Origin of the sequence: Nitrosomonas cryotolerans ATCC 49181 (genome assembly GCF_900143275.1) — a bacterium.
Lineage (GTDB): Bacteria > Pseudomonadota > Gammaproteobacteria > Burkholderiales > Nitrosomonadaceae > Nitrosomonas > Nitrosomonas cryotolerans.
Genome location: NZ_FSRO01000001.1, coordinates 101,963 through 128,454 on the forward strand (window position 1 = coordinate 101,963; position 26,492 = coordinate 128,454).

The following is a 26,492-nucleotide window of genomic DNA, read 5'->3' on the forward strand; positions in this document are numbered from 1 at the left end:
TAGCAGTCATGCAACCTATTAACTAACACAAGCAGATATTGGGCTTGCCCTTGACGTGAAAATTTTGCAGCTTACGGGAGAACCTCTACCATGCATAAACACAACTGTAACATTCTGCCGCTGGGCGTAAATGACATGACAACAGCAGCTGCCATCTGTGCAGCAGCGATGAATGAAAACCCTTTGCATATCAAAGTATTCGGTGCTAATCCAGATTTACGTCAACGTCGACTCAGGCGTATGTTTCCCGCCCTGCTAACCTATGTAAAGCGTAAAGGTGAGCTGTATGGCGCTTTTATTGATGGCAACCTCATTGGTGTATTAGGCATGCTGCCACCCAACACTTGCCAACCAACACTTAGGGACTTGATACAGTTACTGCCAAGAATGATCAGTGCCAGCAGCCCCCTCGGCGGCTTACGCTTAGCCATCTGGTTAGGCACCTGGGCTCGTATTGATCCAAAACAACCCCATTGGCACTTAGGTCCTTTAGCGATCGCACCTCAATGGCAATACAAAGGCGTTGGCACACAAATGATTGAGTTCACCATCAACCAATGTGCGGCAGAACACCTATATTTAGAAACCGACAAACAAAGCAATGTGGACCTCTATCAGCGCTTTGGCTTTAAGACCCTGGCCACACCCACTATTTTAGGCATTCCCAGCTGGGTGATGATTCGCTCAACCTAAGCACGCACCCTAACTCACTGAAGTGGCACCGCAAAACTGGACAAGTTGTTAAGCTCTGAGTAGTAAAAATAAAGCTAATTTAAAGGATACTAACAATTCCCAGGATTGGCCCCATATTGGCGCGATCCGCGTAATGCACTATGCTAAGCCTTCGATTAATTCATCAACACTGACTACATTTGCATAGGCAAAATTAAGCGCTGCCATAATAACGGCGTGTACATGTTCAGCAGGCACTTTTACGCCATTAAATTCAAGGTCCAAGGTTGCGCATGCATCATGAGCAATAGCACAATTATAGCCAAAATCTTTTGCGGCACGCGTCACGGCATCAACACACATATGTGTCATTGCGCCTGCGATGACTACATTTTCAATACCTTGTTTATCTAATATGGCTTTTAAATTAGTGTCATGAAAGCTATTGATTTGATGTTTTAAAACGACTGGTTCATCAGAACTAGCCGCTACTGATGTATGAATTGCTGCGCCTTCTGAGCCTGGTAAAAAGAACGGCGCATCATTGGTCGGAAATTCATGCCGCACATGCACGATGGGTAAGCCTTTTGCACGGAACGCCGCCAATAATTTAGCGCCTTGATTGGCTGCTTCCTCAGTACCCGATAGAGCGTACTTTGCGCCATCGTAACTTGAGAAATAGTCGTTTTGAAAATCAATTAATAATAGTGCTGTTTTAGTCATGATCTGTTTCCTCTTCGTTGATATCAATTTAATTAATCGCCAGGAAAAGGACCATTGTTGCATTGAGCGGCTAAATACACTAAAGTCAAAATCAGCATAGAACAGGCCAAAAATAACAAAAAACTACCAAAAGATAATTAAGTACCTTAAATGGCCAAAATAAAATACATATAAGACCTCCGCATAACTGCGTAAATTTGCTGTGATAATGGAAGAAATATCCAAATGATATTTGTTATGCGTGTCATTTCGGAAAAAAGTGAAGCTTTTCCTCTGTTTAAAGGGAGTTGTGCAGTAGTCTTCCTGAATTACTCGTTAAGTTGGGCAACATGCCAATTCCGGTGACACTTAATGCGTTGAAACTCTACTGGAAGTGTGATTTGGATTTCTGGTCCTTAAAAGACAAGGAAAATTAGACCACTATACGCATGTGACCAGGGATTTCTTGGTGGATACAAATTGAATTTAGCTGAATGTTAATGAAAATCTTTTGCAGTGAATGGCAACGAATACTCCGGAATTTACTTTAACTCTTTTACCTAACTTATAATTATTAGCCGAAATTCATGCTTTGATAATGATCTAAGAGGCTGTTTGACTCAGCTTCATCATCAAACGATCCAATGCATTGGCAAACTCGCGCTGATCAGATTGACTAAACGCCGCGGGCCCGCCCGTTTCCACCCCTGCACTACGCAATTCTTCCATCATATCGCGCATCGATAATCGTTCATGTATGTTATCTACACTGAAAAGCTCTCCTCGAGGACTGAGCACGAAGGCTTCTTTATCAACTAACTGTGCTGCCAGTGGAATATCGCCCGTAACCACCAAATCACCAACACTCGCGTGCAGTACAATGTAATCATCCGCCACATCAAAGCCACGGGGTACTTGAATCGCCCTAATCAAAAGCGAAGGTGGTGTATACAACACCTGATTCGCCACCAACGTTAAAGGCCGTTTCCAGCGTTGTGCTGCCCGAAATAAAACATTTTTAATCACTACTGGACATGCATCCGCATCGACCCAAATATGCATCTTATCTCCTAAAACCCTTTGCTCTAGCATTGGCTAGAAAAAACTGCATTAAACTCGATATTATTAGGAGGATGTTTGTAGTGGTCAAGTCATTTCGGACACTGCCATAGGTTCTTTTTCTGCCATTTTTTGTTTAAATATAACGGGTGAGATTGCCCAATATTGAATGCAGGTGTTCGGTGTTGTAGAAGGGGTAACGATGTATTCAGTGATGTCAATTTCTGCTTCGGTATATATAGTTGGTGTATCCCCGCTGCCAGACACGTTCCATCTTGAGATTCAGAAAGAATCGTTCCGCTACGGCATTGTTAAGACCTCTGCACAACTGACAGCCAGTATTCCAGATATGCCTATTAGAATCTTTTGAAATACATTCATTTTTTCCCTCCCCACAAATAATATTATTTGGTGGTTTTGCTGCAAAAGAACAGGGCAACAGGAACTAATGCGTTGATATCTTTTAGTATGCGGTATAAGTATCGAATTGTCTTTCAATAAAACGGATTTTTACTGTCCACATTTTCGTACATTCAACGGTCCTTTTTTGAAGGGATGCATGAGTTTAAATCTACTGATCGTTGCGCATGCTGTCTGCATTGATTTGAAACCCCGTGTGAAGCTGCTCTCGTATTTGCAGTGCCATCGGATACAGCTCAGGATTATCTTGTCCTGATAATGACATCACCTGAGACCGATCATTGATGGGCAGTTCTGAATGAAGCATATAATCGTGCTGCACCATTCTTCTTACTCTCCGCAACAGAGCCATTTGCTATATAGCGGGCTGCCATACGCTAACGCTCCACCAAAGTAACCTGGATGCTGATAACCTGTCCATCGCGGCGATATTTGAGCTGGATGCGGTGCCCGACTTCGAAGGTTTTCAGAAGCCTGGAGAAGGTGGCCAGATCTTTAATGGGCTGATCTGAAATTTGAAGCAGAATATCACCGGCTTGCAGCTTTGCTTGCTGGGCGGGGGAGCCTGGCAGAACATCACTGATGCGGACGCCCTCACCCTGATAGGCGAAATCCGGAACGGTGCCCAAGCTGATTTTTCGGGTAGATTGTGGCTGGGAAGTGGCATCGCCTGCTGATGCAGCGGAAGGGGTTAAGGTCGTATTCAGAGGCTCTATGCGATTTGATAGATATTCTGCGGATTCTTTAAGAATCGAGGCGACTTTGACAAGTCCGGCTGAATCAATTTTATCGATGACGTCTCCGGGACGATGATAGTCCTCATGTGCACTTGCAAAAAACTGTACCGCCGGCACACCCGCGGCTATAAAGGCAGCCTGATCACTGGAACCAAAATCATCCTGTACTGGCTTGACATTAATCCCGGTTACAAAGCTGGCCCCGCGAAAGATATGGATAAATTCCTGCGCAGTCCCTGTGCCGAAAATAGTGACCGGATTTTCTCCTAAACGTCCCACGGTATCGAGGTTCAGCACCGCGTTGATGCTTTCCACCGGGTATTTTCTGGCGGTATTAATATAGTGTCGGGCGCCTAATAAACCGCTTTCTTCACCGGTAAAAGCGATAAAAATAATACTGCGCTCGGGCCGCCATTTCTGGGCCGTCTGCCGTGCCAGTTCCAGTAATACGGCGATGCCACTGGCATTATCGTCAGCGCCATAATGGATTTTGCCCGCATTCCCTGCACGTACTTCCGGCCAGCCCGTGCCCAGATGATCATAATGCGCACTGATAATAAGGCTTTGCGGTTCTAGTTTTGGATTGGTGCCCGGTAAAATGCCGATGACGTTGCGCAGTGTAACCTCGCCTTTCGGTTTCTCCACGTTCTGCTGCCAAACCTGGTAATAATCGTTATCATCTCCTCCTGGCAGTAAACCGGCCTCCCGAAAATGTGTCGCAATATATTCTGCTGCCAGATCCAGCTCTTTGCTGCCCAGTTCTCGTCCTTTTAGTGTTTCGCTGGCTAGATAGGCAATATCGGCCATCATGCGTTGTTCAGAAAACAAGGGGAGAAGTTCAGCCAATGCCTGGCGTGGCGCGAGGGCATGATAGGAGGGGGAATCAATGACGACATTGTCTTTCTGGGTGACTAGCCTGGACAGGGGCGACTGTGAGATGGCCCACTGGCCTTTATTGATGTTATCGAGTTTGTCATTGTTAAATGCCAGATAGCTGTATTTGCGGTAATGCGGTAATTTATGGGTTAACTGCGCTATCGCTGCGGGGAGGTCTGATGCGACCCATAATAAGGTCTTATCGGGATCAGATGGCTGCCTGGCAGTTAGAACCAGAGAATGTTGATTTTGTGTGTAGTGCTGTTTATCCAGATGTAATCGATCTTGATGTCGTTTCACGCCGTGCTCTGATAAGGCATCTAGGACATTCGGGCTAAACTGATTATCCCACCCCATAATCCAGATGGTGCGATTGGTGGGTAAAGTATCGAGCTGGTTATCCAGGATGATTTCCAGCTGGTTTGCCTGGGTTTTTTGCCAGTTTTCAGCCAGCGCGATATAGGCCTGCAGAACGGATGCGTCTGCGCGAGCAGGTAATATGAGTAACGGTTTTTCAGCGCCGAATCCTTGTGATAGTGCGGACGGAATTTCCCGGCTATCCAGTCGGCGGAAAACATCAAACTGCGGATCAATATCGATCCGGATGGGTCGTGCCGGTAATTGCATCTCAACAATCTGCGTTTGCTGGTTCAATTGTATTGTGGATTGGTAGGGTTGTTCCTGTCCTGCCAGATATACTGCAATCGGTACCATCAGATCATAAGGTTGACCCGAATGTCTTTGCTGTATAACAGCTTTCAGTCGATATCCCTGTGCGGTATTTTCAGCCTCTGCCTGTTGTAGGATGAGATCGGGCGCGCCGCTACGATTGATCCATTGTTGAAACATGCTGGAGAAATTCCGCCCACTGGTTGTATTGAATGTTTCTTTTAAATCGTCAAAGCTAGCCTGATTAAATTTGAATTGAGTATAAAAATGCCGCAAAGCCCGAATAAAATCCTGATCACCTAATGTTTGCCGCAGCATATGAAAAAACATCATGGTCTTGCCGTAACCGATGGCTTCTGTGCTGGGGCTGTGTCGGGAAGTAAATCGCGTAATGGGGAAATCTTTTTCCTTGGTGACAAAGTCGGTATATTTCTGCAGCACATCCCGGCGATATTCCGCGCCTTTACCCCGTTGCTCACTAATCAGATGATCGGCCAGATAAGCGGTTAATCCCTCTGCCCAATTACCTTTTTCGTAATCAACGAATACCCCGTTACCCCAGTAGTTATGCAAAATTTCATGGGGATAGGATGAATGCAGAATAAAGGGCAAACGAATGACCTTGGAACCGAGCAGGGTGAAAGAAGGCATGCCATAGCCGGTTTCCCAGAAATTTTCGACCAGTGCGAATTTTTCATATGGATAGGGTCCGAGGAGTTTGCTATACAAGGCAATATATTGTGCGGTGGCATCCAGATATTTTTGTGCTAAGGCCTGATCAGCGTTGCGTAAATAGACTAAGGCCGTGACTGCACCGGTGGACTGCGTATATCGTTCATATTGACCGGCGACCAGATAGATGTTGTCCTGGGGCTGTTTTTCCTCCCAGACGAGGGTTTTCATTGAATCCTGCTGCTGCTCATCTACGAGTTTGCCCTGACTGACGACATCCCAGCTATTCGGTAAGCGGATATTCAGCCGGAACGAGACCATCGGCTGTTCAAACTGGGGATACCAGGCACTGGAATTGGCTAGAAAAACTCCCTGGCTAGAAATCACGCCGGGTGTATAACTGAAGCTGCGGGCATATTCCTGGCCGGGCCCCTGAACGGGATGATTAATTTGGCCACTAAAGTGCAGTGTGATGGATTCCTGTTCGGGGGATAAGGTCAGCAGGTAGTGTTTTAAAGGAACCGGGCTACCTGTAACGATAGAATGGGCAGCTGCGGTTGCCGGTTGGTGTGTAATTTCTCCCCCCTCAGTTTGATGAATAGTCAATCCCGCATGCAAACTGAATGAGAGTGTCGCCGGTGTCTTTTGTGTACTGCGATAATGCGCGGGAATGTGAATGCGATCTTTAACCTGAATGTGAGAGGAGGCCGGTGATAACGAAATTTCCATATGATGCTGAAAAGGCTGGATATCCGCATGGGCGATCATGCTGTGTAATCCACAACTGACTATCAATATTAAGGCTAAGCGATATTTCATTAGCATGCACATCCTTTTTAAATGCATTGTGATTGAATCGGTCTCGATATGATTAGTGTAACAAACATTGGTGCTTGATAGCGGTATGCGGCATAAGCATGCTCCCGGTGCCATTTTAGCGCGAATGAATGCAAACGGGCTTTTTCAGGTATTTGAGATGCGGGTATGTTGCCTTTCATGGATTGATGAAGCAGGGATAACATAAAAAGTGTAAAGATCAGAACATGTCTGTTTGGATTATTTCTGAACTATTGTGCTGATACGTGCTTCAAATGATCCGAGAGTGGGTTTGTTTTTTAGGGTGGGTTAGGTGAATCCGCTGCGGATTCACTTTTGTATACATTTTTTTTGAAGCGATGTGTTAATGTTTTCTCTTTTTTGAGCAGGATGAGTAAAGAATGAATGCTTTGATAGGAATACCGGTTTTGACTAAATTTTCGATTCTTTTTTCGGGCTTGTTATGGTTATTTGCTTTTTCGTGGACGGCTGAATCGGGTACGCTGGATTTTATTACAGAGGAATATCAGCTTTCCAGTGATGAAAAACGGGTAGGTGAGGCTTATTATCGTGCAGATCAGCGCTGGATGGTGTATCAGGCAGAAGTCTCTGAAGAGAACCCTTTTTATCAGATTTATTTGAAAAACCTGGCGAATGACAAGACGCAGCGCGTTTCTCCTGGAATCGGTAAAACGACTTGTTCATGGATTCATCCTTCTCAGGAAAAAGTGTTGTTCTCTTCCACTCATCTGGATCCCGATGCTAAAAACAAAATGAAAGCTGAAATCGAGAGAAGGAAATCAGGAGAGCGGAAATCGTATGCCTGGGATTATGATGCGTACTATGACATTTTTGAAACGGATTATAGTGGCGATAAAATAAAGAATCTTACAGATACAATGGGATATGATGCGGAAGCTTCCTGGTCTCCCGATGGAAAATATATCGCTTTTGCATCGAATCGGAGAGCTTATACGGAAAAACTGTCAGCAGAGGAAAGTGCGCTCTTTGAGAAGGATCCATCTGCTTTAATTGACATCTATATCATGCATGCTGATGGTACCAATGTGAAAAGGCTGACACATACCAATGCTTATGATGGTGGTCCGTTTTTTAGTCCGGATGGAAAACGGATTGTGTGGCGACGCTTCTCTTCTGGTGGCAGAATAGCTGAAATTTATACCATGAACATTGATGGGTCGGATCAAAAACAAATCACGCACCTGGGAGCAATGTCATGGGCGCCTTTTTACCATCCTTCCGGAAAATACATCATTTTTTCGACTAATATTCACGGACATCGAAATTTTGAGTTGTATATCGTTGATGTTGACGGGAAGCAGCCTCCCGTACAAGTAACAGATAAAGCAGGATTCGATGGCCTACCCGTTTTTACGCCGGATGGGGCATTTCTGACCTGGACCAGCGACCGTACACCGGAAAAGAAGGGTCACCTCTTCCATGGACAATGGAATCATAAGAAAGCACTGGAAAGCCTTTCATTGAAGTAAACGCGTTTGACACTGGAAGTACGGCTGTTATCTTGTCTTACAGCCACTTCCAGGTATTCGATGAGCGCAATCTGTATCCGTTAACCAGTTTGTGAGATTGACATCCTCCCCTTCCTAAACGAAGGGGATTCCTAGCGACTTATTAAGCCGTTAAGAGTAGGTTTGTATTGCTACTGCCTACTGGTTCCTGCTTCTTAGACGAAACTAACGTTTCAACTCCACAGGCTAACAAGCGATGTCCTCGCTCAAGTACATTCAAGGCACCTACCAAGTCGGCATTGGCTTTAAATCCACATTCTGTACATTCAAAAGCACTTTGGCTTTTGCGATTGTCACGACTAACATGTTGACATCCAGGGCAGGTTTGAGAGGTGTATTGAGGGTTTACCTTCAATACATCCCCGCCTGAACAAGCCTGTTTATACTCCAAGAACGAAACGAACATTCCCCATCCTTGGTCAAGAATGGATTTGTTTAGACCCGATTTCGCTTTGACGTTTTTACCATGCTTTTCAACACTGCCCTTGGCACTCTTAGACATGTTTCCTATCTTTAAATTCTCAACTACGACCATTGCGTGATTTTTGCTGATTTCGGTTGAGGTTTTGTGTAAGAAGTCTAAACGAGCATTGGCAATACGCTCATGTAGTCGGGTAATGATTTGTTTCTGCTTTTTCCAGTTAGCAGAGAAACGGACTTTTTTAGACAGCTTACGCTGTTCAAAAGCCAGTTTCTTTGATAACTTTCTGAAACTGTTTAAAGGTTCTACGTATGAGCCGTCTGACAAGGTTGCAAAGCGGGTAACGCCCATATCAACACCAATCATACTGGTTGAGCTATGACGCTTTAGCTCGGTCTCGTACTCAGTCTGAATCGACACGTACCAATAACCGCCTTTACGGGAAATCGTCATATTTTTAACGTCACCAATGACTTGGCGTGAATTACGATATTTCACCCAACCGATTTTAGGCAAGAACACTTTGCTAGACTCTTGCTCCAGCTTAAATCCTTGTGGATAACGAAAGCTGTCACTCAAACCTTTTTTCTTGAATTTTGGAATCCGTTTTAAAGGCTGTTTTTTATCAAAACCGTCTTTGAACGCTTTTTCTAAGTTTTTTAAGGCTTGTTGCAACGGTTGAGAATGAACGGTTTTTAGAAATCCATAATCTTCTGAGGATTTCCATAGCTTTAGCCAAAATGACAACTCGTTGTACCAAAGCAATGGCTGTTTCTGCTCTAATCTGAACAGATTCATTGCTAAGGTTTTATTCCAAACAAACCGATTAGCACCCGCAAACTCAACCATCTTCTGTACTTGGTCAGAATCTGGATTGAGTCGAGATTTAAAGGCTTTGCGTATAATCTGCTTCATGGTTATAATTATACAAAAAATAATTGGTCTATGCAAGTTAATAACTATGTAAGAACAGGAAAACATTGTGTTTTTAATCTTCATGTTCATTTGGTCTTTGTAACAAAATACCGTAGAGATGTTTTCTCCGGAAGGGTATTAATTGATTTGGAAGAAATATTTAAAAACGTGTGTTTGGATTTTGAAGCAGAATTGGTGGAATTTAACGGTAAGCATGATCATATTCACCTTTTAGTTAACTATCCACCAAAAATTGCTATTTCTAACTTGGTAAATAGTTTGAAAGGCGTTTCAAGCCGACTTATTCGCAAAAAGAATTATCCCGAAATTAAAAATAAGCTTTGGAGTAATATGCTTTGGAGTCCAAGCTATTTTGCGGGTAGTTGTGGTGGAGCACCACTCTCGATTATTAAGCAATATAAAGACCGCTGCATAACTGTATTTTTAAGCTTTTCTGATTACTTGCAGCATTGATAAATCAAACACTTAAAAATCTTGCCCAGCCCGAGATAACCAGTTATGCAGCGGTCTTATATATGAACAACAGCAAAGACCGCATTAAACAGGCTTCGCCTGTGCGCTTATATCTCCGCCCTGAAGGACGAAGTTTTACGCGCTATTTGATAAATTCGCTGGACAAGTGAGATGGTATTCAATTGTGTACTCGACGTTGTTTCCTAGGGTATATCAACGGTTTGTTCGGGAATCTTCTTATAGAGTTTGACCGGGGTCCCGCGTTTTTTCCGCATACGAAGATTGAGCATTTCTACCGTCATGGAGAAAGCCATTGCAAAGTAAATATAACCCTTTGGTACATGTACACCGAAGCCTTCTACCATGAGGGTGACTCCGACCAGGATGAGAAAAGAAAGTGCAAGTATCTTGATCGTGGGATGTTGGTCTACGAAGTCTCCGATTGCTTTGGCCGCCAGAAGCATCACGATGACAGCTAGAATAATGGCTGTTGCCATTAGAGAAACCTCGTCGACCAGACCGACTGCTGTAATAACGGAGTCTAATGAAAATACAATATCCAGAAGCGTAATCTGGAATAGTATCATTCCCAGGTTCATCGCTATGACCATGTGACCCTGTTCTGCTACACCTTCCAGGCTATTATGGATTTCATGAGTTGCTTTGGCGACCAGAAACAGGCCCCCACCGATCAAAATAATATCGCGTCCTGAAATTTCATAACTTAATACCGTGAGCCATGGTTCGGTGAGTCCCATGACCCAGGAAATAGAAAATAATAAGGCTAAGCGCGAGATCATGGCGAGACTCAACCCGATTCTTCTGGCAAAGGCTCGCTGGCTCTCAGGAAGGCGTCCAACGAGAATAGAAATGAAAATGATGTTATCAATACCCAGAACAATTTCTAATGCGGTTAACGTGCCTAGCGCGATCCAAGCCTCAGGACTCATCAGCCATTCAAACATTGCGGTTTCCTCTTTCTTTGACGATTATGCAGGGTATTGAAAATGGGTTAGTCATGATTTACCGAGACCTGGATGGATGTGCGTAGTTCAGCTCGTCTATCATGAATTCCGATATTCTGTAAAATTGTGACATAAGAAGGAACAGAGGTGGAGGAATTATGTCAAAACAGCACGCTTTTCTCATAGCGAACAGAAGAAGTCATGTTTTTTTATGAAGAGAGGGAGAGCATAAGCAAACTCGCTGTTCGATGATGACCATAGTGGAGTATCAGCGGATGCAGCAGTCAATTTTCTTCGGGAGACAAGTATGCGCAAATGGCTATCGATGGCGGCGTTATTTTTTATGTTGACCTTAAGTGGTTGTGGCTATAACGCGCTACAGTCTGCGGATGAACAGATTAAGGCAAGCTGGGCGGAAGTATTAAACCAATACAAACGCCGTGCCGATCTAGTCCCTAATCTGGTCAATGTAGTGAAGGGATTTACGGCGCAGGAGAAAGAAGTATTTTTGGGTGTAACCAGTGCTCGTTCCAGGGTTGGTAGTATTCAGGCCACACCGGAACTGATCAATGACTCGGAAGCGTTTTCCAAATTTCAGCGCGCGCAGGGGGAATTATCGAGTGCGCTGGCACGTCTGCTGGTCGTCGTGGAGAATTATCCGCAACTTAAGTCAGATATCAACTTCCGTGATTTACAGGCGCAACTCGAAGGTACGGAAAACCGGATCACCGTGGCTCGCAACCGGTTTATCAAGGCAGTGCAAGCATACAATATTGTCGTACGCTCTTTTCCCAGCAACCTCACAGCGATGCTGTTTGGTTTTCAAATAAAGCCCAGTTTTACTGTGGAAGATGAGCAGGCCATTTCAATTGCTCCGATGGTGGATTTTGGTTTTTCAGAGCCCATAGGAAAATAAGGATCGTTTTGCCCGAACACATTATTCTCATTATGTTACGGTAATATAATGAAATCTTCTCCAATGATTCGAATCGGAATAAAAGCACTTTGGCTTGCCATGCTGCTTTTCTCGGTTGCCTTTTCTCGGGCAGAAATGGCTGTTCCGCCGCTTGAATCCCAGGTTATTGATCTAACAGCGACACTTTCCATTTCTGAAATGATGCGGTTGGAACAAAAATTAAGTATTTTTGAAAAAAAGAAAGGCAGCCAGATTGCGGTATTGATTGTCCCTACCACTCGACCTGAAACAATCGAGCAGTATTCAATACGTGTTGCCGAAGTATGGAAGCTGGGGCGTAGAGGCATCGATGATGGTGTGTTGTTGTTAATCGCGAAAAATGACAGAACATTACGTATAGAGGTCGGTTATGGTCTGGAAGGTGTTTTGCCGGATGCAATGGTAAAACGGATTATCGAAGAGATAATCGTGCCACCGCTTAAAAAAGGAAAGCTTGCGGAAGGAATTGACGCGGGTATCGATGCTGTTCTGAAACTGATCGAAGGAGAAGCACTGCCTCGCCCCCATTTGATGCCTGCCGATAACGGTGCTGACCGTATGGATCTTTTTCTGGATAATTTTATTCCTGTTGTAATGGGATTCACGGTGCTTGGAAAAATATTACAGGTCTTGTTGGGACGTCTTGTCGGCGCCACCGTGACGAGTATCGCGGTAGGATTGGCAGGCTGGTTATTTTTTTCCTCTGTGGTTATGGCCATACTCATGGCTGTTTTTATATTCTGTCTTGGCCTTTTTCAAGGCGCGGGTAGAGGGATTTATCGCAATGGACGGAGGAATGGCCGCTGGTCCGGTTCTCATGGTATTGGCGGGGGCGGATTTAGGGGAGGCGGCGGCGGTTTTGGCGGCGGCGGGGCATCGGGGAGATGGTAAATGAATTATGTTCGTATTATGCGGCATCTGACAACCGGCCAACTGGCTGTGCGGCGTATATTGCCCGCGGCTTCTTTGACCGCCATCGAGTCGGCTATCCAGCGGTCAGAAATGACTCATGACGGTGAGATCTGTTTTGCTGTAGAAGCCGCATTGAGTACGGTTTCATTGTTACGCGGTCAAACCGCGCGTGAGCGGGCAATAGAGGTATTTTCCCAAATACGGGTCTGGGATACCGAATACAATAATGGGGTCCTGATCTACCTGCTGCTTGCAGATCGTGATGTAGAAATCATTGTGGATCGCGGGATTGATGCCAAGGTGGCTAATGGGGAATGGGATAATATCTGCCATACCATGGAATCTGCTTTTAGACAGCAACAATTTGAGGCAGGAATCATTAACGGTATTGATGCTGTTAGTTATTATCTGCGAATATACTTCCCGCCTAATCTGAAGCAGGGTGGAAATGAGCTGCCTGACGAACCTGTTGTATTTTTTTAATCCAAAATAAGCGTATGGCTGCATAGACTCTTGCGCCTTTATTTCACGACGGCTTATTCATTCTCATGCCGATGGGATTTTCCTGATCCAAATTACCGGGGTATGACCGATTTTATATAGTGGAAGACGGTCTTGAATAGTGAAGTACGCTGTTATTCTTGATCGTTTCAAGTGTTGCGATAAACAAATGCATTGTTATCGAATTAAACAGATCTTATATAAGATCTCACATATAGAGCAGAAAAAGATTACGAATAAAATTTTGAGAGTATTATATTTGGACGAGCCTCAATAAACGTAAAAGGTCTATTTTTATACGTCTTTATAAAGGAGCTGCCATGAAACATCACAAATATCTTATTATTGGCGGTGGGATGACCGCTGATTCAGCTGTTCACGGTATCCGCAAAATTGATCAGGATGGTGCGATTGCAATGATCTGTGAGGAGCTGCACCCGCCGTATGATCGCCCACCTTTATCCAAATCCTTGTGGCAAGGAAAAGAGACGCCGCTTGAATCGATTTGGCGCAGTACGCATGGTCTTAATTTTGCCATGCATCTGGGTAAGAAAGTGATTGCACTTGATCCAGAAAAGAAGGCAGTCACTGATGACGCTGGAAATATTTATACCTATGAAAAGCTTTTGCTGGCCACAGGAGGGGCGGTAAGACGCCTGCCGTATCCTGATGATGGGATCCTCTACTTTAGAACCGTGGACGATTATCGAAAACTGCGTGAATTATGTGAGCACGGTTCTGATTTTATTGTCATCGGTGGTGGTTTTATAGGTTCGGAGATAGCTGCTGCGCTGGCCTCAAATGATAAACAAGTGACGATGCTTTTTCCGGAAAAAAATATTGGGGCGCGTATCTATCCGCCCGCACTTGCGGATTTTCTGGATAATTACTATCGAGAAAAAGGTGTGACCGTCTTGAGCTCGCAGGCCATTAAGTCTATTCAGACGACAGGTGCGAAAATAACAATTGTGACAGAAAATGGCTCGGAAATGAGTGCTGATGGTGTTGTAGCTGGGCTAGGTATTCAGCCGAATATAGACCTTGCTAAACAAGCGGGTTTGATGGTTGATAATGGCATTATTGTCGATGAGATGTTGCGTACAAGCCATCCTGATATTTATGCAGCGGGTGATGTTGCCAATTTTTACAGCATATTACTGGAAAAACGGATGCGGGTGGAACATGAAGACAATGCCAATGTTATGGGAGAAATGGCCGGTAGAAACATGGCGGGCCAGTCAGATGTTTATCATCACCAGCCGTTTTTCTATTCCGATTTGTTTGATCTGGGATATGAGGCTGTAGGCGAACTGGACGCGAATCTTGATATGGTTGAGGATTGGAAGGAACCCTTCCGTAAAGGCGTAATTTATTACCTGCGCGATGGCCGTGTCTGCGGTGTATTACTATGGAATACCTGGGGTCAGGTAGATGTGGCGCTTGATTTGATTGCAGAAAAAGCTAAACATACGGATGAGATGTTGAAAGGCCGTATCAGCGACTGATTCGTATTCTTAAAGTAGAGCTAACGCAAAATCTATTAGATAGGATCTATTTTTTGGTTGCTGTTTGCGGTATGGCCGATTGCCTCGTCGTTTTTTAGTGAATCAGGAGCCGCACCCGGTATTTTTTCGAGCGGGAATAATTATACGAGGCTCTTGCAAAAGCTCTCGCAATAAGATTTAGGCTATTGATTATAAAGGATTAATTTTCAACTATTGGGATTTTGCAAAGGTCTCATACAGTGGTCTCACTATCGCTGGACGCATGGATAATCATTGCGGGGAGACAAAGAGTCACCAGAGCTGATCTTGGACCCATTAAGTAAACAGTTGCGTTTAAACTGACCGAGCCTAAAGAATCGTTTAATAGAGACTTTTGCAAAAGTCTCAGGAGATGAGCGTAGTCATGCTCACCATCAAATTCCATTAGCTCCGTCTCAAGGTTGCGAGTTGGACGATGCCAATAGTCGTATCAGACTTCCCAAGCTGGACTGGATTCGCTATTGCAAGCGTCGCGCTGTCGAAGGCACAATCAAAAAACATCACGTATCCTGTGTGCTGGCAAGTGGTACGCCAGCATTCAGACTGGGCGCAAGGTTGAACGGCCGGTGCCATCCATCTTCATCGATTGTGGGTCTTGACGCAGTCGTTACGCTATTTGCTGCGTTTCGGATGGTACGATGTTTGAACCGGTCAACGCCTTTCGCAAAAATGCGGAAAGCTGACGAAATACCAACGTGGGCTGAGTCGCAAAACCAAGTTCAGCAACAATTGGAAAAGACAGAAACAGAAACAGAAACAGAAACAGAAAATAATACAATTGCATTAGCGGGTAGCCCGTATCCGGAATGATTTTCTCCATAAGACTTCCAACCGCATAAGCAAAAACCACGCGATGATCGTTATTGAAGATCTGAAAGTCAAGAATATGAATAAGTCAGCAGCAGGTTCGATTGAGTCGCCAGGATGAAGTATCAAAGCCAAAGCGGGTTTCAGCAAATCGATGCTCGATCAGAGCTGAGGTGAATTCCGCCGCCAGTTGGAATACAAGCAAGCGAGGCGGGACGGTGATGTGCTTGCCATCAATCCGCGTAGCACAAGCCGGAACCGGCCTGCGACCATGTGTTCGCCGGGAATCGCACAATGCAATCCAAGTTCGCGTGAGATTTTTGAAAAAGCCCTCACCAGAAGTTTTATATTATTGATTATGAAGGGTTAATTTTTCAACTACTGGGGTTTTACAAAGGTCTCCGCGTGTGTCGAATGTGGATACGCAGAAAATGCAGACCTCAACGCGGCCATCAATATTCTAAGGGGAGGACATGCCCAGTTCGTCTGCTAAGTGAACGATGCAGCAATGCCGTCAGCAACAAAAACTCACCGAAGTCATCTACCCCATTCCGGGGTAGAGGCAGCAGGAGTTCCCTGTCTTTAGGCGGGGGGAGGATGTCAAACATTCGAAGCGTACTGTTATTGTCTCATTTAGGAGACAATAACTGCTATATTCTTTCTCGTATTGATGGCGATCTGGAGAATGGTAGTATAACTGACTAATGTATATAGTATATGTATGATTATTGATTGTGAATATCAGCGGTACAAATTAATTAGGATATGCCTGTTATGCAAAGAAGGTTGCCGGATTCAGCAATATCTAGTGATAATTAAAAATAAGCTGGTGTATAAAGGAATTCAAACTGAATAAATTTTTACTGAAAAGAGAATATTTCCTTTTTATGTCAAAAAATTGTATGAACTTTCATCATTTTCATGATTCAATCATCTCATGAAAGTTTATTGGCATCCTTATCTCACTTGCTAATTGAATCGATAAACTAAAGCTAACAATGCACATTATCGATATCTGGACACTGCCGATGTGTAGATGTGCAGGAAATGGGGCGTGATTGTTGCATCATTAATTTATTCACTTTACTGTTTGTATAAAAGTAGAATGTGTCAAATATAGAGGCGGAATTGAAGGCTGGCTACGCCCTTTAATTAACTTATTTTTGAATATTATCTGGATTTTTCATGAACTTTAAAATTCTTGGCGTGTTACTGTCATTTGGTCTTGCTGCCTGTGCGCAGAATCCTATTAAAATTGAGAGTGAAAAAACAGTAAAGTCCGCTGAGCAAGCTGAAGTTGATCAGTTCAATTTACCTAAACAGGAGTTGACCGCATCGATATTATTTGATCTTTTACTGGGAGAGACGGCACTACAGCGCAATGATCTAGAAACTGCGATTAGAAGCTACCTCAAATTAGTGAAAATGACTCGCGATCCGCGTATTGCCCAGCGAGCCAGTGAGATCGCGTTACATGCGCGTCATCCGTTTGCCGCCGAAGCTGCTGTATCAATGTGGGTGGAGCTGGATCCCGATTCGGTGGATGCACGCCAGACCGCCGCAGCATTACTGGTGAACCTTGGTGAACTAGATAAGGCGCGCCCTCATCTGGAAAAACTATTGGCAGCAGAAAAGGATTCGGTTGATAACGCTTTTATGCAATTGAACACATTGTTGTCACGTAACGTTAATAAGACAGCAACTCTTAGATTGCTGCAAGAATTATCTCAACTCTATCCTGACTTACCTGAGGCACATTTTTCTGTTTCTCAGGCGGCTTGGTTTGCTCACCAGTACGAGCTTGCTCTGGAGGAGATGAAACGGGCCCTGGCATTACGTCCAGATTGGGAAATGGCGGCCATTTATCAGGGGCGTATATTACAACGCATTCCCAATGGCGATACAACTGAGTTTTATGGTGATTATCTCAATGAATATCCCAAAGCGAATGATGTGCGTATTGCTTATATTCGCGTATTGGTTTCAATAGGCAATCTGGATAAGGCGCGTGAACAACTACAACAACTATTGCTGGAAAATCCGGATAGTGCGGATATAGCATTAGCAGTTGGTTTGCTATCGATGGAGTTGCGGGATTTCGATGTGACTGAAACAAGTTTTAAAAAAGCACTCGATCTGGGATATGAGGATGCTAATTCAGTTCGTTTTCATCTTGCGCAGATATATGAGGAAACGCGGCGCATTGATGCAGCCATGGAATTGTATCAGCGAGTGACCAGTGGTGAGCGCCATCTTCCTGCACAAGTTCGTTATGCCGCCTTGCTGGCACAACAGGGGCATCTGAATGAGGCACGAGAATATTTACAGCAAGTACCTGCTGCCGATGATCAGCAAAAAGCTCATTTGATTCTGGCGGAAGCGCAGTTACTGCGTGAATCGGGTGCATATCAAGAGGTATTTGATTTGCTCGATAATAGCCTGAAAAGGCTGGTTGACTATCCCGAGCTGCTTTATGATCGTGCTTTGGCTGCGGATAAGATCGGTCGGTTTGAGATTCTGGAGGAAGACTTGCGTAAGTTAATACAATTAAAGCCAGACAATGCGCATGCCTATAATGCATTGGGTTACAGCCTTGCCGAACGGGGAAATCGTTTGCCGGAGGCTTTAGTGTTGATAAAAAAAGCAGTTGAGCTTTCTCCAGAAGATCCATACATCATGGATAGTTTAGGTTGGATATATTACCGTATGGGTAATATCGTAGATGGACTTAATTACTTGAATCTTGCATTTGCTGCTCGTCCTGACCCTGAAATTGCCGCTCATTTGGGAGAGGTACTCTGGGTGCAGGGTGCGAGGGACGATGCCGAAAGAATATGGCGAACAGCATTAGAGGATAATCCGAATAATGAAGCATTGCTCGATACCATGAAACGATTGATGCATTAGCTCGGATCATTGACATCAAAACAAAACAACCTGCCGTTACCCTGTTATTCCCGACTTAAGCTAGTGATAAGGGCCAAGTGAACACTTTATCTTTGCTTATGCTAACGTAATATTGGTAATGCCGAAACTCGTTTTTCTATATCCTGCATCATTTTCTGGTAGGCCGGCGTATTCAGACCGCCATAGCGTTGTTTAAATTCCGCTTCAGACATAGATTCAGGCAGATCAGACCAAGGCGGCATTAAATCTGCGTCATCGAGGCCTGGTGCGATCACTTGCTGAAGGTGTCGGGCAGTGGCTTGGCTGGCTACTGCCTTTTCACCAAATCTTGTGCCGGCACGATCAGCAGCAATATCATTAAATGAGAAGCCACTGCCAGAACGTGAGTCTTCAAGTTCTTTATATAAACCGATGGCATCGGATAAAATCGTATCGGTATACGCGGTGATGGCAGCAGATAAGATGAAATGTTTGGCAAAATCATCGCGCTCATCAATGGTAACGATCTGATTGTTGGCGCGGGGCCAGTTAGCTGCTTCGGGAATGAGCAGTTTTAATGGCATTCCCAGTACATGGAAAGCCGTTACTAAAAGTACAGCCCGATTTTCTAGCACTGCATTACCCTTTATCGAATGGCTGGAGGCAAGTTGCATAAGAGGCGGGAGAATTTTTGTGAGAGAAATAGTTCGGGTATTACTTTGCTTACTGATTCGGGTCAATAATGTGTGATAACGAAATAACCGCGCTCTTTCTTGTTTATCAATCAGCGGAATTCCTTGTTTATTTTGAGAAAATTTATTTTCCCAGCGATAGACGATGTTGACTTTATCTGGCGTTATTCGAACCAACTTAATGGCGTCGGCAATTGCGTAAAGTTCGTAATTCCGTTGCGCCCATTTAATCAACTGAGATACGAATAGACGGGTAATAAAATCCGGAAGAATTAGATTCCCGACATGTACGGCCTGTAGTTGTGGAAGGCCGGCCATCTGCATTAGAGTTATTTCGAAATTTAAATAGCCATTTATTAAGTTTGTGGGTATGGGAAGGCAAAGACGGATGAGTGCGTGTTGATCAGAGAATACGACTTGTGCGCTGCCATTTCCAAAACGATTAACCAGATAATTTGTTGCAATGTCAGCATCTTTGGAGAGAATGCTGGCGGTAGTCAGCACGCCAGGATTGGCCTGATGGAGATGGGTATCGATCAGCTGTTTTGCATGTGCTATGTGCTGAGGAGAGAGTGTTACCTGACGAACAATCCGTGGCTGTGCTTCAATAGCTTGGAATAGAAGAGCGATTAACAGAACTGGCGTTGCAAATAGACAGATGGCTAGTAATTGTAGGAATCTACGCATAATTATACAATTGATTCAAATGAGTATTTATTGAGTGGCACAAGCACAACTATCTGTTTGCATCATGTGGTGCATGATACCGTGGGTTTCATGGATTTATGCGCTCAATACCAGAGTGGATGATAGAATCCTCCCCGATAAAAAGGATAGCCAAAGTAGCAGAGAGGATATCCATAGTTGCTGTAGCCACAATTTCCCCAACTACTGCGGGGAGGATGTGCAGGCCATAGATAAATAGCAGTGGATGATATTAAAGGAACCTGAATGGTTTTTTTTCCAATTGTACGAGTAATACGGCCTATGAGTTTTCCCACAACGGTAATTTTCTTATTCTTGGCATAAATTACTGGATCCAGAAATTCATGGCTTTTAATCACAAAGCGCCCTTCATGTGGCTGATCAACTTGTGGATAACTATTATAATTCAATGGATAGAATAAAACTTGAACCAGACTAAAATGTGAATCATTTTCTACATCAATAATAATTCCGCCCCAACGTACAGAAATATCTTTGTATTGATTAATATCTTGGTTTGCCAGGTTGTAAGAAACATCAACAACAGGAATGTCACGGATAATCGAAGGTGAACTCGAACAGGCCGTCAATAATAGATAGATAACTAAGAAATAAAGTCTCATACTTCCTCCAGGGATTGATTGAAACTTCTTCGGTTGGTGTTGTTAATATTATTAACTATCTGAGTTTATTGGTAATATATAGTTCATGCGAGTCATAATAAAAAATGGTAATGAGCAATCGCATCGTAGTTATTACAGCTGCTTGAATCTCAATAATGCCGCCTTTGAGTGAAGATGCTATTGATTTCTCTGTGAATTGAAATAACCGTTGTCATAATGCAGCCTAAACAAACGGATAGCATTCCGATTTAATGTTAATGAGATTAATTTCCTAAGCTATAACTATAACCTTCTAACAGCTGTTAGAATTGAGGGAGGTTATGACATTTAATTCTATTTTTAAAACGAATGTTGTCCCTATAATATGTCCAGTTATATATACAGTATCGTTAGAATATATGCCAGAATTTCTATCTGCTGTATTGGTAGGTATAATAGTAAAATATCGGTCTATACATTGTAAATCAAGCAGGCCTAACGGGATGTCGAAAGATCCGCAAACAGCATCTTATATACCACCCGCACTTGAATTCAAGAGCGGTACTTTTTTTGTGCCTATTCTGATTCTTTTCAGCAATGATTTAGCTGTTATTGAACAGCATCTTCAGGAAAAAATCCGCTTAGCCCCAGAATTTTTTAGAAATTCACCTCTGATAGTTGATGTTCGAGAATTAAATAAACAGGGGCATGATTTAAATATCATTCACCTTACAGATAAATTACGCATGATGGGTTTATTCCCTACAGGTATTCGCGGTGGAAGCGAGCAACAAAATGAGCAAGCAAATACGCTCTTTATTCCGATTGATACCATGCGTAGTAATGACAGCGCTGTAACATTTGGTGAAACACAAAAACAGGCCACGAATACATCCTTTTCTCAACCAAAGGCAGCTGCGGCTGAGGCTGCAGTAGCCGTTTCGGCAACTGTTCCACCGATAACAACATTGATTACCCAGCCTATTCGTTCTGGTCAGCGTGTTTATGCAGCAGGTGACTTGGTGATTTTATCCCAGGTTAGCGCCGGCGCAGAAATTATGGCTGAAGGGAATATCCATGTTTACAATACGTTAAGAGGACGCGCTTTAGCAGGTGTGCAAGGTAATAAAGCTGCCCGTATTTTCTGTTTTGACCTGCAGGCAGAACTGATTTCCATTGCCGGAGATTATAAAACGAGTGAAGATTTAAATAAAATCAGAAATAAAAAACCGGTACAGATCTATTTGCAGGATCACGCTTTAATTATTAAAGAAATTGCATAAGACCATTTAGCAAAGGAGACTCAATTGGCAAGAATCATTGTCGTGACATCAGGTAAAGGTGGCGTTGGTAAAACAACAACAAGTGCGGCTATTGCTATGGGGCTTGCAAAAAAAGGTCATAAAACGGCCGTTATTGATTTTGATGTTGGTTTGCGTAATTTAGACTTGATCATGGGGTGTGAACGGCGGGTTGTATATGATTTTATTAATGTTATTAATGGAGAAGCTAGTCTTAGCCAGGCATTAATTCGCGATAAAAACTGTAATTTGCTTTATATTCTCCCTGCTTCACAGACGCGTGATAAAGATGCTTTAAGCCTGGAAGGAGTAGGTAAAGTTTTGGATGAATTATCCAAAGATTTTAAATATATCGTTTGTGATTCTCCCGCAGGTATTGAGAAAGGTGCAAATTTAGCACTTTACTTTGCTGACGATGCTTTTGTTGTGACGAATCCAGAGATTTCTTCAGTTAGGGATTCTGACCGAATGTTAGGAATCTTATCGAGCAAATCTCGCAGAGCTGAAAGGAATGAGGAGCCTATCAAGGAATATTTGCTGCTTACCCGCTATGACGCAGCTAGAGTTAAATCTGGAGAGATGCTAGGACTTGATGATGTTCAGGATATATTATCGTTGCATTTGCTTGGAATTATTCCAGAATCAAGATCCGTGCTAACCGCGTCGAATGCCGGGATACCTGTAATTTTGGATGAGAAAAGCGAGGCGGGGCAAGCATATGTTGATATTGTTGCGCGTTACTTGGGTGAAAAACGACCGCATCGATTTATTGACAGCAAAAAGGGGTTTCTCAGCAAGCTTTTCGGAGGGAAATAATGAGCTTACTGGACTACTTTAGATCATCTAAACCTAAATCTGCAATAATTGCAAAAGATAGGTTGCAAATCCTTGTTGCTCATGAACGATCTGGCCGTGGCCAGCCCTCTTATCTTCCGCAATTACAAAAAGAATTATTAGAGGTGATTCGTAAATATGTAAATGTGGATCAAGATGCCATATCCGTTAATTTTGAGCAAGATGAGGATCAGGAGACGCTCGAGTTAAACATTATTTTGCCTGATTACCAGCAAACGAATAAAAATTCCGGCAATTGAAAAATTGTGAATTATATATTTCTCACGCGGAGAAAGAAGTATGTTCGATTAGCCGAAAGATAGGTAATTTCTTTGCATGGAAATTACTGCTTTGTTTCTTCTCATTGGTGGGAGGCTGTGCAATCTTAACGCCGCAAGCCACAATTGTGACTACTATTGTTACCCAACCTGAGCCAGACCGGGCAAATACAGTGCTTGCCAATTTTAATTTGCTGGGCAGAATATCAGTTCGAGATGAGAAGCAACATTTTTCTGGTCGAGTGCGCTGGGAACATACGGGATTCAATGATGAAATTCTGCTGCTCTCGCCTTTAGGCCAAACAGTAGCACAAATAGAGCGTGATCTTGAGGGCGTTCGCCTTACAACTTCGGAACAGGCGATATTTTATGCTGTGGATGTGGAAAGCCTGACTGAGGAAATTTTAGGGTGGCGCTTACCGTTAAAAGGCCTGCAGTATTGGGTGCAGGGGATGCATTCTCCAGCAACCGCATCCGAGCAGGATTTGGATGTTAATGGTCGGATCAAGACTATTCGGCAGGATAATTGGCAGATTAATTATATCCGGTATTTTTCAGTCAGTGCGGTTTCACTGGATCGTCCTAGAATAATAGAACTGAGCTATAACGACGACCTAAAAATTAAATTGGTAGTCGATGATTGGAAAGTAGAGTGATCCATTGCTACATAATCATTTAAATTTTATTTTTTATATCAATGCTGACACTGCCTGCCCCTGCCAAGCTTAATTTATTTTTACATGTGATAGGTCGCCGGCATGATGGGTATCATTTATTACAAACCGTTTTCCGTTTTTTAGACTTTTCTGATGAATTAAGTTTTGAGCTACGCAAGGACAGCGTTATCAAATTGCATATGTCGACTGCGATTATTCCCGAGGAAGAAAACTTATGTGTTCGTGCTGCAAAATTATTGCAACAGGAAAGTGGCGCAGCGCAAGGTGTTGATATCTTTTTGAAGAAGCAGATCCCGATGGGAGGTGGTCTGGGCGGTGGTAGCTCTGATGCAGCAACGACTTTGTTGGCGCTGAATCAATTGTGGGGGCTAGGTTGGGAAAAGAATGGGTTAATGAAATTGGGAGTAAAGCTGGGTGCAGATGTTCCTGTATTTATTTTTGGAAGAAGTGCTTTTGCAGAAGGAATAGGTGAGAAACTGGCGCCTATTGAACTACCATCTGCCTGGTATTTGGTGTTAGTTCCTTCAGTGCAGATATCGACAGCAAAGATTTTTGCAAGCAAGGAATTGACACGAAACACGATTCCTATCAAAATACCGCACTTTCCCATCTGGCAAGGACACAACGATCTAGAATCGGTGGTATGTCGAGCATACCCTGAAGTGGCGAACTATTTAGAGTGGCTAAAACAGTTGGATAATACTACAATAGTCAGAATGAGTGGTTCAGGTTCTTGTGTATTTGCTGAATTTGCAACCGAAATAGCGGCGAAAGCTGCGGTTGAACAGATTCCTGCCGGTATCAATGGCTTTATAGCACAAGGACTGAATCGGCATCCTATGTGTATTTCTATGGATTAAAGAATTTGGGGAGTCGCCAAGTGGTAAGGCACCGGATTTTGATTCCGGCATTCGTAGGTTCGATCCCTACCTCCCCAGCCAGATTGAGCAAATATTATCATTAAGAAATTTCAAGAATGATCCGGCTTTTTTCAGGTATAAACAACAAGACAAGATCCAGCCTATTGTTTTATTTGTAACCGCTTCATATAGTCAGGAGCAGTCGGTGTTCTCCCGTTTCCAGACTTTTATGTCAGAGGAATAACATGTCTTACGACAGTTTGATGGTTTTTACCGGCACAGCCAATCCAAAATTGGCACAGAATGTTGTCAAACATCTCAATATACATTTAGGACGCGCTACGGTTGAGCGTTTTAGCGATGGTGAGATTATGGTGGAAATCCTGGAAAATGTGCGCGGTAAGGATGTGTTTGTACTACAGTCTACTTGCGCACCCACTAACGATAGCTTGATGGAGATATTGGTAATGGTGGATGCACTCAAACGTGCATCTGCTCGGCGTATTACTGCCGCTATTCCTTATTTTGGTTACGCCCGGCAAGATAGAAGACCGCGTTCGGTACGCGTGCCGATCACAGCTAAAGTAGTGGCCAATATGTTAACCACAGTTGGCGTGGATCGGTTACTGACAATGGACTTACATTCTGACCAAATCCAGGGATTCTTTGATATTCCAGTAGATAATATCTATGGGACGCCTATTCTGCTTGGTGATGTCTGGAAGAGTAACTATCAGAATTTGGTCGTTGTTTCGCCCGACGTGGGTGGTGTAGTACGGGCTCGGCATATGGCCAAGCGTTTGGAATGTGACCTGGCGATTATTGATAAACGCCGCCCTAAGCCCAACGAAGCAAAGGTAATGAATATTATTGGTGAGGTTAAGGGTCGTACCTGCGTCATCATCGATGATATGGTGGATACTGCGAATACTTTATGTGAAGCAGCTCGGGCATTGAAAGCAGAAGGCGCCGAATATGTACTGGCTTATTCAACTCATGCTGTATTATCGGGTAGCGCAGTGGAACGGATTGAGAACTCCGAATTGGACAAGGTAGTCGTTACTGATACGATTCCTTTGCGTGAGGATGCCAAAGCCTGTAGTCGCATCTGTCAATTGAGTGTTGCTAGCTTACTGGCGGAAACAATGTTGCGGATTAGCAATGAAAGTTCATTAAGTTCGCTGTTTATGGAGTAAGAGCGAATTTTGTCTCTTTTTTATAATTGGTTTGCCTGGTCGCGGACAAACTACGTTTTGGAGAAGTAAAATGCAAATTGAAATTAGTGCTGATAAACGTACAATGCAGGGAAAGGGTGCGAGCCGCCGTCTGCGTGGTTCTGGCAAGGTTCCAGGTGTTATTTATGGCGGGGAATCTCCGGCACAATCTATCGAGCTGGATCATAATAATTTATTTCATAAACTGAAACAGGAAGCATTTCATGCTTCTATCCTGTCTTTGATTGTTGCGGGAGAGAGCCAGCAGGTATTGTTGCGTGACGTGCAAATGCATCCGTTTAAACAGCAAGTATTACATGTTGATTTTCAACGCGTTGCCAAGAATAAAAAAATACACATGAAAGTCCCGTTGCACTTTATTAATGCGGAGATCTCTCCAGGAGTCAAGACTTCTGGAGGTATTGTCAGCCATGTTCTTACCGAAGTGGATATATCCTGCTTGCCAGCAGACCTGCCAGAATTTATTTCTGTCGATTTAGCCGAGATGGCGGCGGGACACACACTTCATTTAAGAGATCTGGTATTACCTGCAAACGTGGAAATTCCTGCATTGGCCAAGGGGGATGATTCGCCTGTTGCAACGATTGTTATCCCACGCTCGGCTCTTTCTTCTGAGGATAACGACACTGCTGCGACGGATAAAGACGGTGTTTAAATAGGCGGTAAAACTGAATTGATTCAGATGCTGACTGGAAGGAATAAATCTGCTGGTATATTGAGTCACAGCAGATTTTATTTTTTTAGTTGCCACCCAG

Annotated in this window: 26 protein-coding genes, 1 tRNA gene and 1 pseudogene; 19 read left to right on the forward strand and 9 right to left on the reverse strand. The window is 43.7% G+C overall.

The features are described 5' to 3' along the window. Positions 1-90: 90 nt before the first annotated feature. Complete coding sequence (locus BUQ89_RS00415; protein WP_036573715.1) at positions 91-693, forward strand: GNAT family N-acetyltransferase; 603 nt, start codon at positions 91-93, stop codon at positions 691-693. A gap of 138 nt (positions 694-831) precedes the next feature. Here the strand turns inward: BUQ89_RS00415 and BUQ89_RS00420 are convergent, their stop codons facing one another. The 4 genes from BUQ89_RS00420 to BUQ89_RS00435 form a co-directional block, all read right to left on the reverse strand. Next, a complete protein-coding gene (locus tag BUQ89_RS00420; RefSeq protein WP_028462215.1) occupies positions 832-1,395 on the reverse strand; it encodes a cysteine hydrolase family protein in 564 nt (187 codons plus the stop codon). A gap of 582 nt (positions 1,396-1,977) precedes the next feature. Next, complete coding sequence (locus BUQ89_RS00425) at positions 1,978-2,436, reverse strand: YaiI/YqxD family protein (protein ID WP_028462214.1); 459 nt, start codon at positions 2,434-2,436, stop codon at positions 1,978-1,980. Positions 2,437-3,004: 568 nt separating this feature from the next. Further along, a complete protein-coding gene (locus tag BUQ89_RS13640) occupies positions 3,005-3,178 on the reverse strand; it encodes a hypothetical protein (protein WP_178377637.1) in 174 nt (57 codons plus the stop codon). Positions 3,179-3,230: 52 nt separating this feature from the next. Next, positions 3,231-6,626 (reverse strand): M20/M25/M40 family metallo-hydrolase, encoded by a 3,396-nt coding sequence (locus BUQ89_RS00435; RefSeq protein WP_083399555.1) that lies wholly within the window; start codon positions 6,624-6,626, stop codon positions 3,231-3,233. Between the two features lie 398 nt (positions 6,627-7,024). Here BUQ89_RS00435 and BUQ89_RS00440 point away from each other — a divergent pair, with 398 nt between their 5' ends. Beyond that, positions 7,025-8,134, forward strand: a complete 1,110-nt coding sequence (locus BUQ89_RS00440; RefSeq protein WP_028462212.1) for a TolB family protein — start codon at positions 7,025-7,027, stop codon at positions 8,132-8,134. 142 nt (positions 8,135-8,276) lie between these two features. Here the strand turns inward: BUQ89_RS00440 and BUQ89_RS00445 are convergent, their stop codons facing one another. After that, positions 8,277-9,509: an RNA-guided endonuclease InsQ/TnpB family protein gene (locus tag BUQ89_RS00445; protein WP_074202448.1), complete on the reverse strand. Its 1,233-nt coding sequence runs from the start codon at positions 9,507-9,509 to the stop codon at positions 8,277-8,279. A 30-nt stretch (positions 9,510-9,539) separates the two neighbouring features. On the opposite strand from BUQ89_RS00445, the gene tnpA reads away from it, so the two are divergent. Further along, complete coding sequence (gene tnpA / locus BUQ89_RS00450) at positions 9,540-9,983, forward strand: IS200/IS605 family transposase (RefSeq protein ID WP_074202449.1); 444 nt, start codon at positions 9,540-9,542, stop codon at positions 9,981-9,983. Between the two features lie 203 nt (positions 9,984-10,186). On the opposite strand, the gene BUQ89_RS00455 is transcribed toward tnpA, so the two are convergent. Further along, positions 10,187-10,948 (reverse strand): TerC family protein, encoded by a 762-nt coding sequence (locus tag BUQ89_RS00455; protein ID WP_028461556.1) that lies wholly within the window; start codon positions 10,946-10,948, stop codon positions 10,187-10,189. Positions 10,949-11,255: 307 nt separating this feature from the next. Here BUQ89_RS00455 and BUQ89_RS00460 point away from each other — a divergent pair, with 307 nt between their 5' ends. The 6 genes from BUQ89_RS00460 to BUQ89_RS14475 all read left to right on the forward strand — a co-directional run bounded on the left by BUQ89_RS00460 (position 11,256) and on the right by BUQ89_RS14475 (position 15,788). Next, positions 11,256-11,864 carry a LemA family protein gene (locus tag BUQ89_RS00460; RefSeq protein WP_028461555.1) on the forward strand — a complete coding sequence of 203 codons (609 nt, stop codon included), beginning with the start codon at positions 11,256-11,258 and terminating at the stop codon, positions 11,862-11,864. A gap of 48 nt (positions 11,865-11,912) precedes the next feature. Next, positions 11,913-12,794, forward strand: a complete 882-nt coding sequence (locus BUQ89_RS00465; protein WP_028461554.1) for a TPM domain-containing protein — start codon at positions 11,913-11,915, stop codon at positions 12,792-12,794. Next, positions 12,795-13,298 (forward strand): TPM domain-containing protein, encoded by a 504-nt coding sequence (locus BUQ89_RS00470; protein WP_028461553.1) that lies wholly within the window; start codon positions 12,795-12,797, stop codon positions 13,296-13,298. Between the two features lie 338 nt (positions 13,299-13,636). Then, positions 13,637-14,821, forward strand: coding sequence for an NAD(P)/FAD-dependent oxidoreductase (locus tag BUQ89_RS00475; RefSeq protein ID WP_028461552.1), 1,185 nt, complete (start codon positions 13,637-13,639; stop codon positions 14,819-14,821). Positions 14,822-15,268: 447 nt separating this feature from the next. Continuing rightward, the gene (locus BUQ89_RS13790) at positions 15,269-15,670 is read left to right on the forward strand and encodes a hypothetical protein (RefSeq protein WP_218146745.1); all 402 of its coding nucleotides are present in this window, start codon (positions 15,269-15,271) and stop codon (positions 15,668-15,670) included. Between the two features lie 25 nt (positions 15,671-15,695). After that, positions 15,696-15,788 (forward strand): hypothetical protein, encoded by a 93-nt coding sequence (locus BUQ89_RS14475; RefSeq protein ID WP_369668803.1) that lies wholly within the window; start codon positions 15,696-15,698, stop codon positions 15,786-15,788. Here the strand turns inward: BUQ89_RS14475 and BUQ89_RS13645 are convergent. Beyond that, positions 15,756-15,962, reverse strand: coding sequence for a hypothetical protein (locus tag BUQ89_RS13645; RefSeq protein ID WP_177183586.1), 207 nt, complete (start codon positions 15,960-15,962; stop codon positions 15,756-15,758). The two genes, BUQ89_RS14475 and BUQ89_RS13645, sit on opposite strands and share 33 nt — an antisense overlap. Before the next feature lie 108 nt (positions 15,963-16,070). Here BUQ89_RS13645 and BUQ89_RS14480 point away from each other — a divergent pair. Further along, positions 16,071-16,160, forward strand: a pseudogene (locus BUQ89_RS14480) (hypothetical protein); the annotation flags it as partial. A 692-nt stretch (positions 16,161-16,852) separates the two neighbouring features. Next, positions 16,853-18,574, forward strand: a complete 1,722-nt coding sequence (locus BUQ89_RS00485; RefSeq protein ID WP_028461549.1) for a tetratricopeptide repeat protein — start codon at positions 16,853-16,855, stop codon at positions 18,572-18,574. A gap of 101 nt (positions 18,575-18,675) precedes the next feature. Here the strand turns inward: BUQ89_RS00485 and BUQ89_RS00490 are convergent, their stop codons facing one another. Further along, entirely contained in the window at positions 18,676-19,932 is a 1,257-nt protein-coding gene (locus BUQ89_RS00490; protein ID WP_028461548.1) for a YfiM family lipoprotein, read from the reverse strand. 104 nt (positions 19,933-20,036) lie between these two features. Further along, positions 20,037-20,573: a Slp family lipoprotein gene (locus tag BUQ89_RS00495; protein WP_028461547.1), complete on the reverse strand. Its 537-nt coding sequence runs from the start codon at positions 20,571-20,573 to the stop codon at positions 20,037-20,039. 320 nt (positions 20,574-20,893) lie between these two features. On the opposite strand from BUQ89_RS00495, the gene minC reads away from it, so the two are divergent. The 8 genes from minC to BUQ89_RS00535 all read left to right on the forward strand — a co-directional run bounded on the left by minC (position 20,894) and on the right by BUQ89_RS00535 (position 26,392). Continuing rightward, entirely contained in the window at positions 20,894-21,835 is a 942-nt protein-coding gene (gene minC / locus BUQ89_RS00500) for a septum site-determining protein MinC (protein WP_245812861.1), read from the forward strand. A gap of 24 nt (positions 21,836-21,859) precedes the next feature. Beyond that, positions 21,860-22,669, forward strand: a complete 810-nt coding sequence (gene minD, locus BUQ89_RS00505) for a septum site-determining protein MinD (protein ID WP_028461545.1) — start codon at positions 21,860-21,862, stop codon at positions 22,667-22,669. Beyond that, positions 22,669-22,947: a cell division topological specificity factor MinE gene (minE, locus tag BUQ89_RS00510; RefSeq protein WP_028461544.1), complete on the forward strand. Its 279-nt coding sequence runs from the start codon at positions 22,669-22,671 to the stop codon at positions 22,945-22,947. The genes minD and minE overlap by 1 nt, the downstream gene beginning before the upstream one ends. Further along, the gene (gene lolB, locus BUQ89_RS00515; protein WP_074202450.1) at positions 22,944-23,621 is read left to right on the forward strand and encodes a lipoprotein insertase outer membrane protein LolB; all 678 of its coding nucleotides are present in this window, start codon (positions 22,944-22,946) and stop codon (positions 23,619-23,621) included. Before minE ends, lolB begins: the two co-directional genes overlap by 4 nt. A 41-nt stretch (positions 23,622-23,662) precedes the next feature. Further along, positions 23,663-24,502: a 4-(cytidine 5'-diphospho)-2-C-methyl-D-erythritol kinase gene (gene ispE / locus BUQ89_RS00520; RefSeq protein WP_028461543.1), complete on the forward strand. Its 840-nt coding sequence runs from the start codon at positions 23,663-23,665 to the stop codon at positions 24,500-24,502. Between the two features lie 6 nt (positions 24,503-24,508). Further along, a tRNA-Gln gene (locus BUQ89_RS00525) sits at positions 24,509-24,583 on the forward strand. A 164-nt stretch (positions 24,584-24,747) separates the two neighbouring features. After that, entirely contained in the window at positions 24,748-25,698 is a 951-nt protein-coding gene (locus tag BUQ89_RS00530) for a ribose-phosphate pyrophosphokinase (protein ID WP_028461542.1), read from the forward strand. A gap of 70 nt (positions 25,699-25,768) precedes the next feature. Further along, positions 25,769-26,392 carry a 50S ribosomal protein L25/general stress protein Ctc gene (locus BUQ89_RS00535; RefSeq protein ID WP_028461541.1) on the forward strand — a complete coding sequence of 208 codons (624 nt, stop codon included), beginning with the start codon at positions 25,769-25,771 and terminating at the stop codon, positions 26,390-26,392. Positions 26,393-26,492: the final 100 nt, after the last annotated feature.

Bases quoted from the DNA above. Each gene is read 5' to 3' on its own strand.
- BUQ89_RS00415 (WP_036573715.1), top strand. From the start codon at position 91: ATGCATAAACACAACTGTAACATTCTGCCGCTGGGCGTAAATGACATG.
- BUQ89_RS00420 (WP_028462215.1), bottom strand. From the start codon at position 1,395: ATGACTAAAACAGCACTATTATTAATTGATTTTCAAAACGACTATTTC.
- BUQ89_RS00425 (WP_028462214.1), bottom strand. From the start codon at position 2,436: ATGCATATTTGGGTCGATGCGGATGCATGTCCAGTAGTGATTAAAAAT.
- BUQ89_RS13640 (WP_178377637.1), bottom strand. From the start codon at position 3,178: ATGGTGCAGCACGATTATATGCTTCATTCAGAACTGCCCATCAATGAT.
- BUQ89_RS00435 (WP_083399555.1), bottom strand. From the start codon at position 6,626: ATGAAATATCGCTTAGCCTTAATATTGATAGTCAGTTGTGGATTACAC.
- BUQ89_RS00440 (WP_028462212.1), top strand. From the start codon at position 7,025: ATGAATGCTTTGATAGGAATACCGGTTTTGACTAAATTTTCGATTCTT.
- BUQ89_RS00445 (WP_074202448.1), bottom strand. From the start codon at position 9,509: ATGAAGCAGATTATACGCAAAGCCTTTAAATCTCGACTCAATCCAGAT.
- tnpA (WP_074202449.1), top strand. From the start codon at position 9,540: ATGCAAGTTAATAACTATGTAAGAACAGGAAAACATTGTGTTTTTAAT.
- BUQ89_RS00455 (WP_028461556.1), bottom strand. From the start codon at position 10,948: ATGTTTGAATGGCTGATGAGTCCTGAGGCTTGGATCGCGCTAGGCACG.
- BUQ89_RS00460 (WP_028461555.1), top strand. From the start codon at position 11,256: ATGCGCAAATGGCTATCGATGGCGGCGTTATTTTTTATGTTGACCTTA.
- BUQ89_RS00465 (WP_028461554.1), top strand. From the start codon at position 11,913: ATGAAATCTTCTCCAATGATTCGAATCGGAATAAAAGCACTTTGGCTT.
- BUQ89_RS00470 (WP_028461553.1), top strand. From the start codon at position 12,795: ATGAATTATGTTCGTATTATGCGGCATCTGACAACCGGCCAACTGGCT.
- BUQ89_RS00475 (WP_028461552.1), top strand. From the start codon at position 13,637: ATGAAACATCACAAATATCTTATTATTGGCGGTGGGATGACCGCTGAT.
- BUQ89_RS00485 (WP_028461549.1), top strand. From the start codon at position 16,853: ATGAACTTTAAAATTCTTGGCGTGTTACTGTCATTTGGTCTTGCTGCC.
- BUQ89_RS00490 (WP_028461548.1), bottom strand. From the start codon at position 19,932: ATGCGTAGATTCCTACAATTACTAGCCATCTGTCTATTTGCAACGCCA.
- BUQ89_RS00495 (WP_028461547.1), bottom strand. From the start codon at position 20,573: ATGAGACTTTATTTCTTAGTTATCTATCTATTATTGACGGCCTGTTCG.
- minC (WP_245812861.1), top strand. From the start codon at position 20,894: ATGACATTTAATTCTATTTTTAAAACGAATGTTGTCCCTATAATATGT.
- minE (WP_028461544.1), top strand. From the start codon at position 22,669: ATGAGCTTACTGGACTACTTTAGATCATCTAAACCTAAATCTGCAATA.
- ispE (WP_028461543.1), top strand. From the start codon at position 23,663: ATGCTGACACTGCCTGCCCCTGCCAAGCTTAATTTATTTTTACATGTG.
- BUQ89_RS00530 (WP_028461542.1), top strand. From the start codon at position 24,748: ATGTCTTACGACAGTTTGATGGTTTTTACCGGCACAGCCAATCCAAAA.
- BUQ89_RS00535 (WP_028461541.1), top strand. From the start codon at position 25,769: ATGCAAATTGAAATTAGTGCTGATAAACGTACAATGCAGGGAAAGGGT.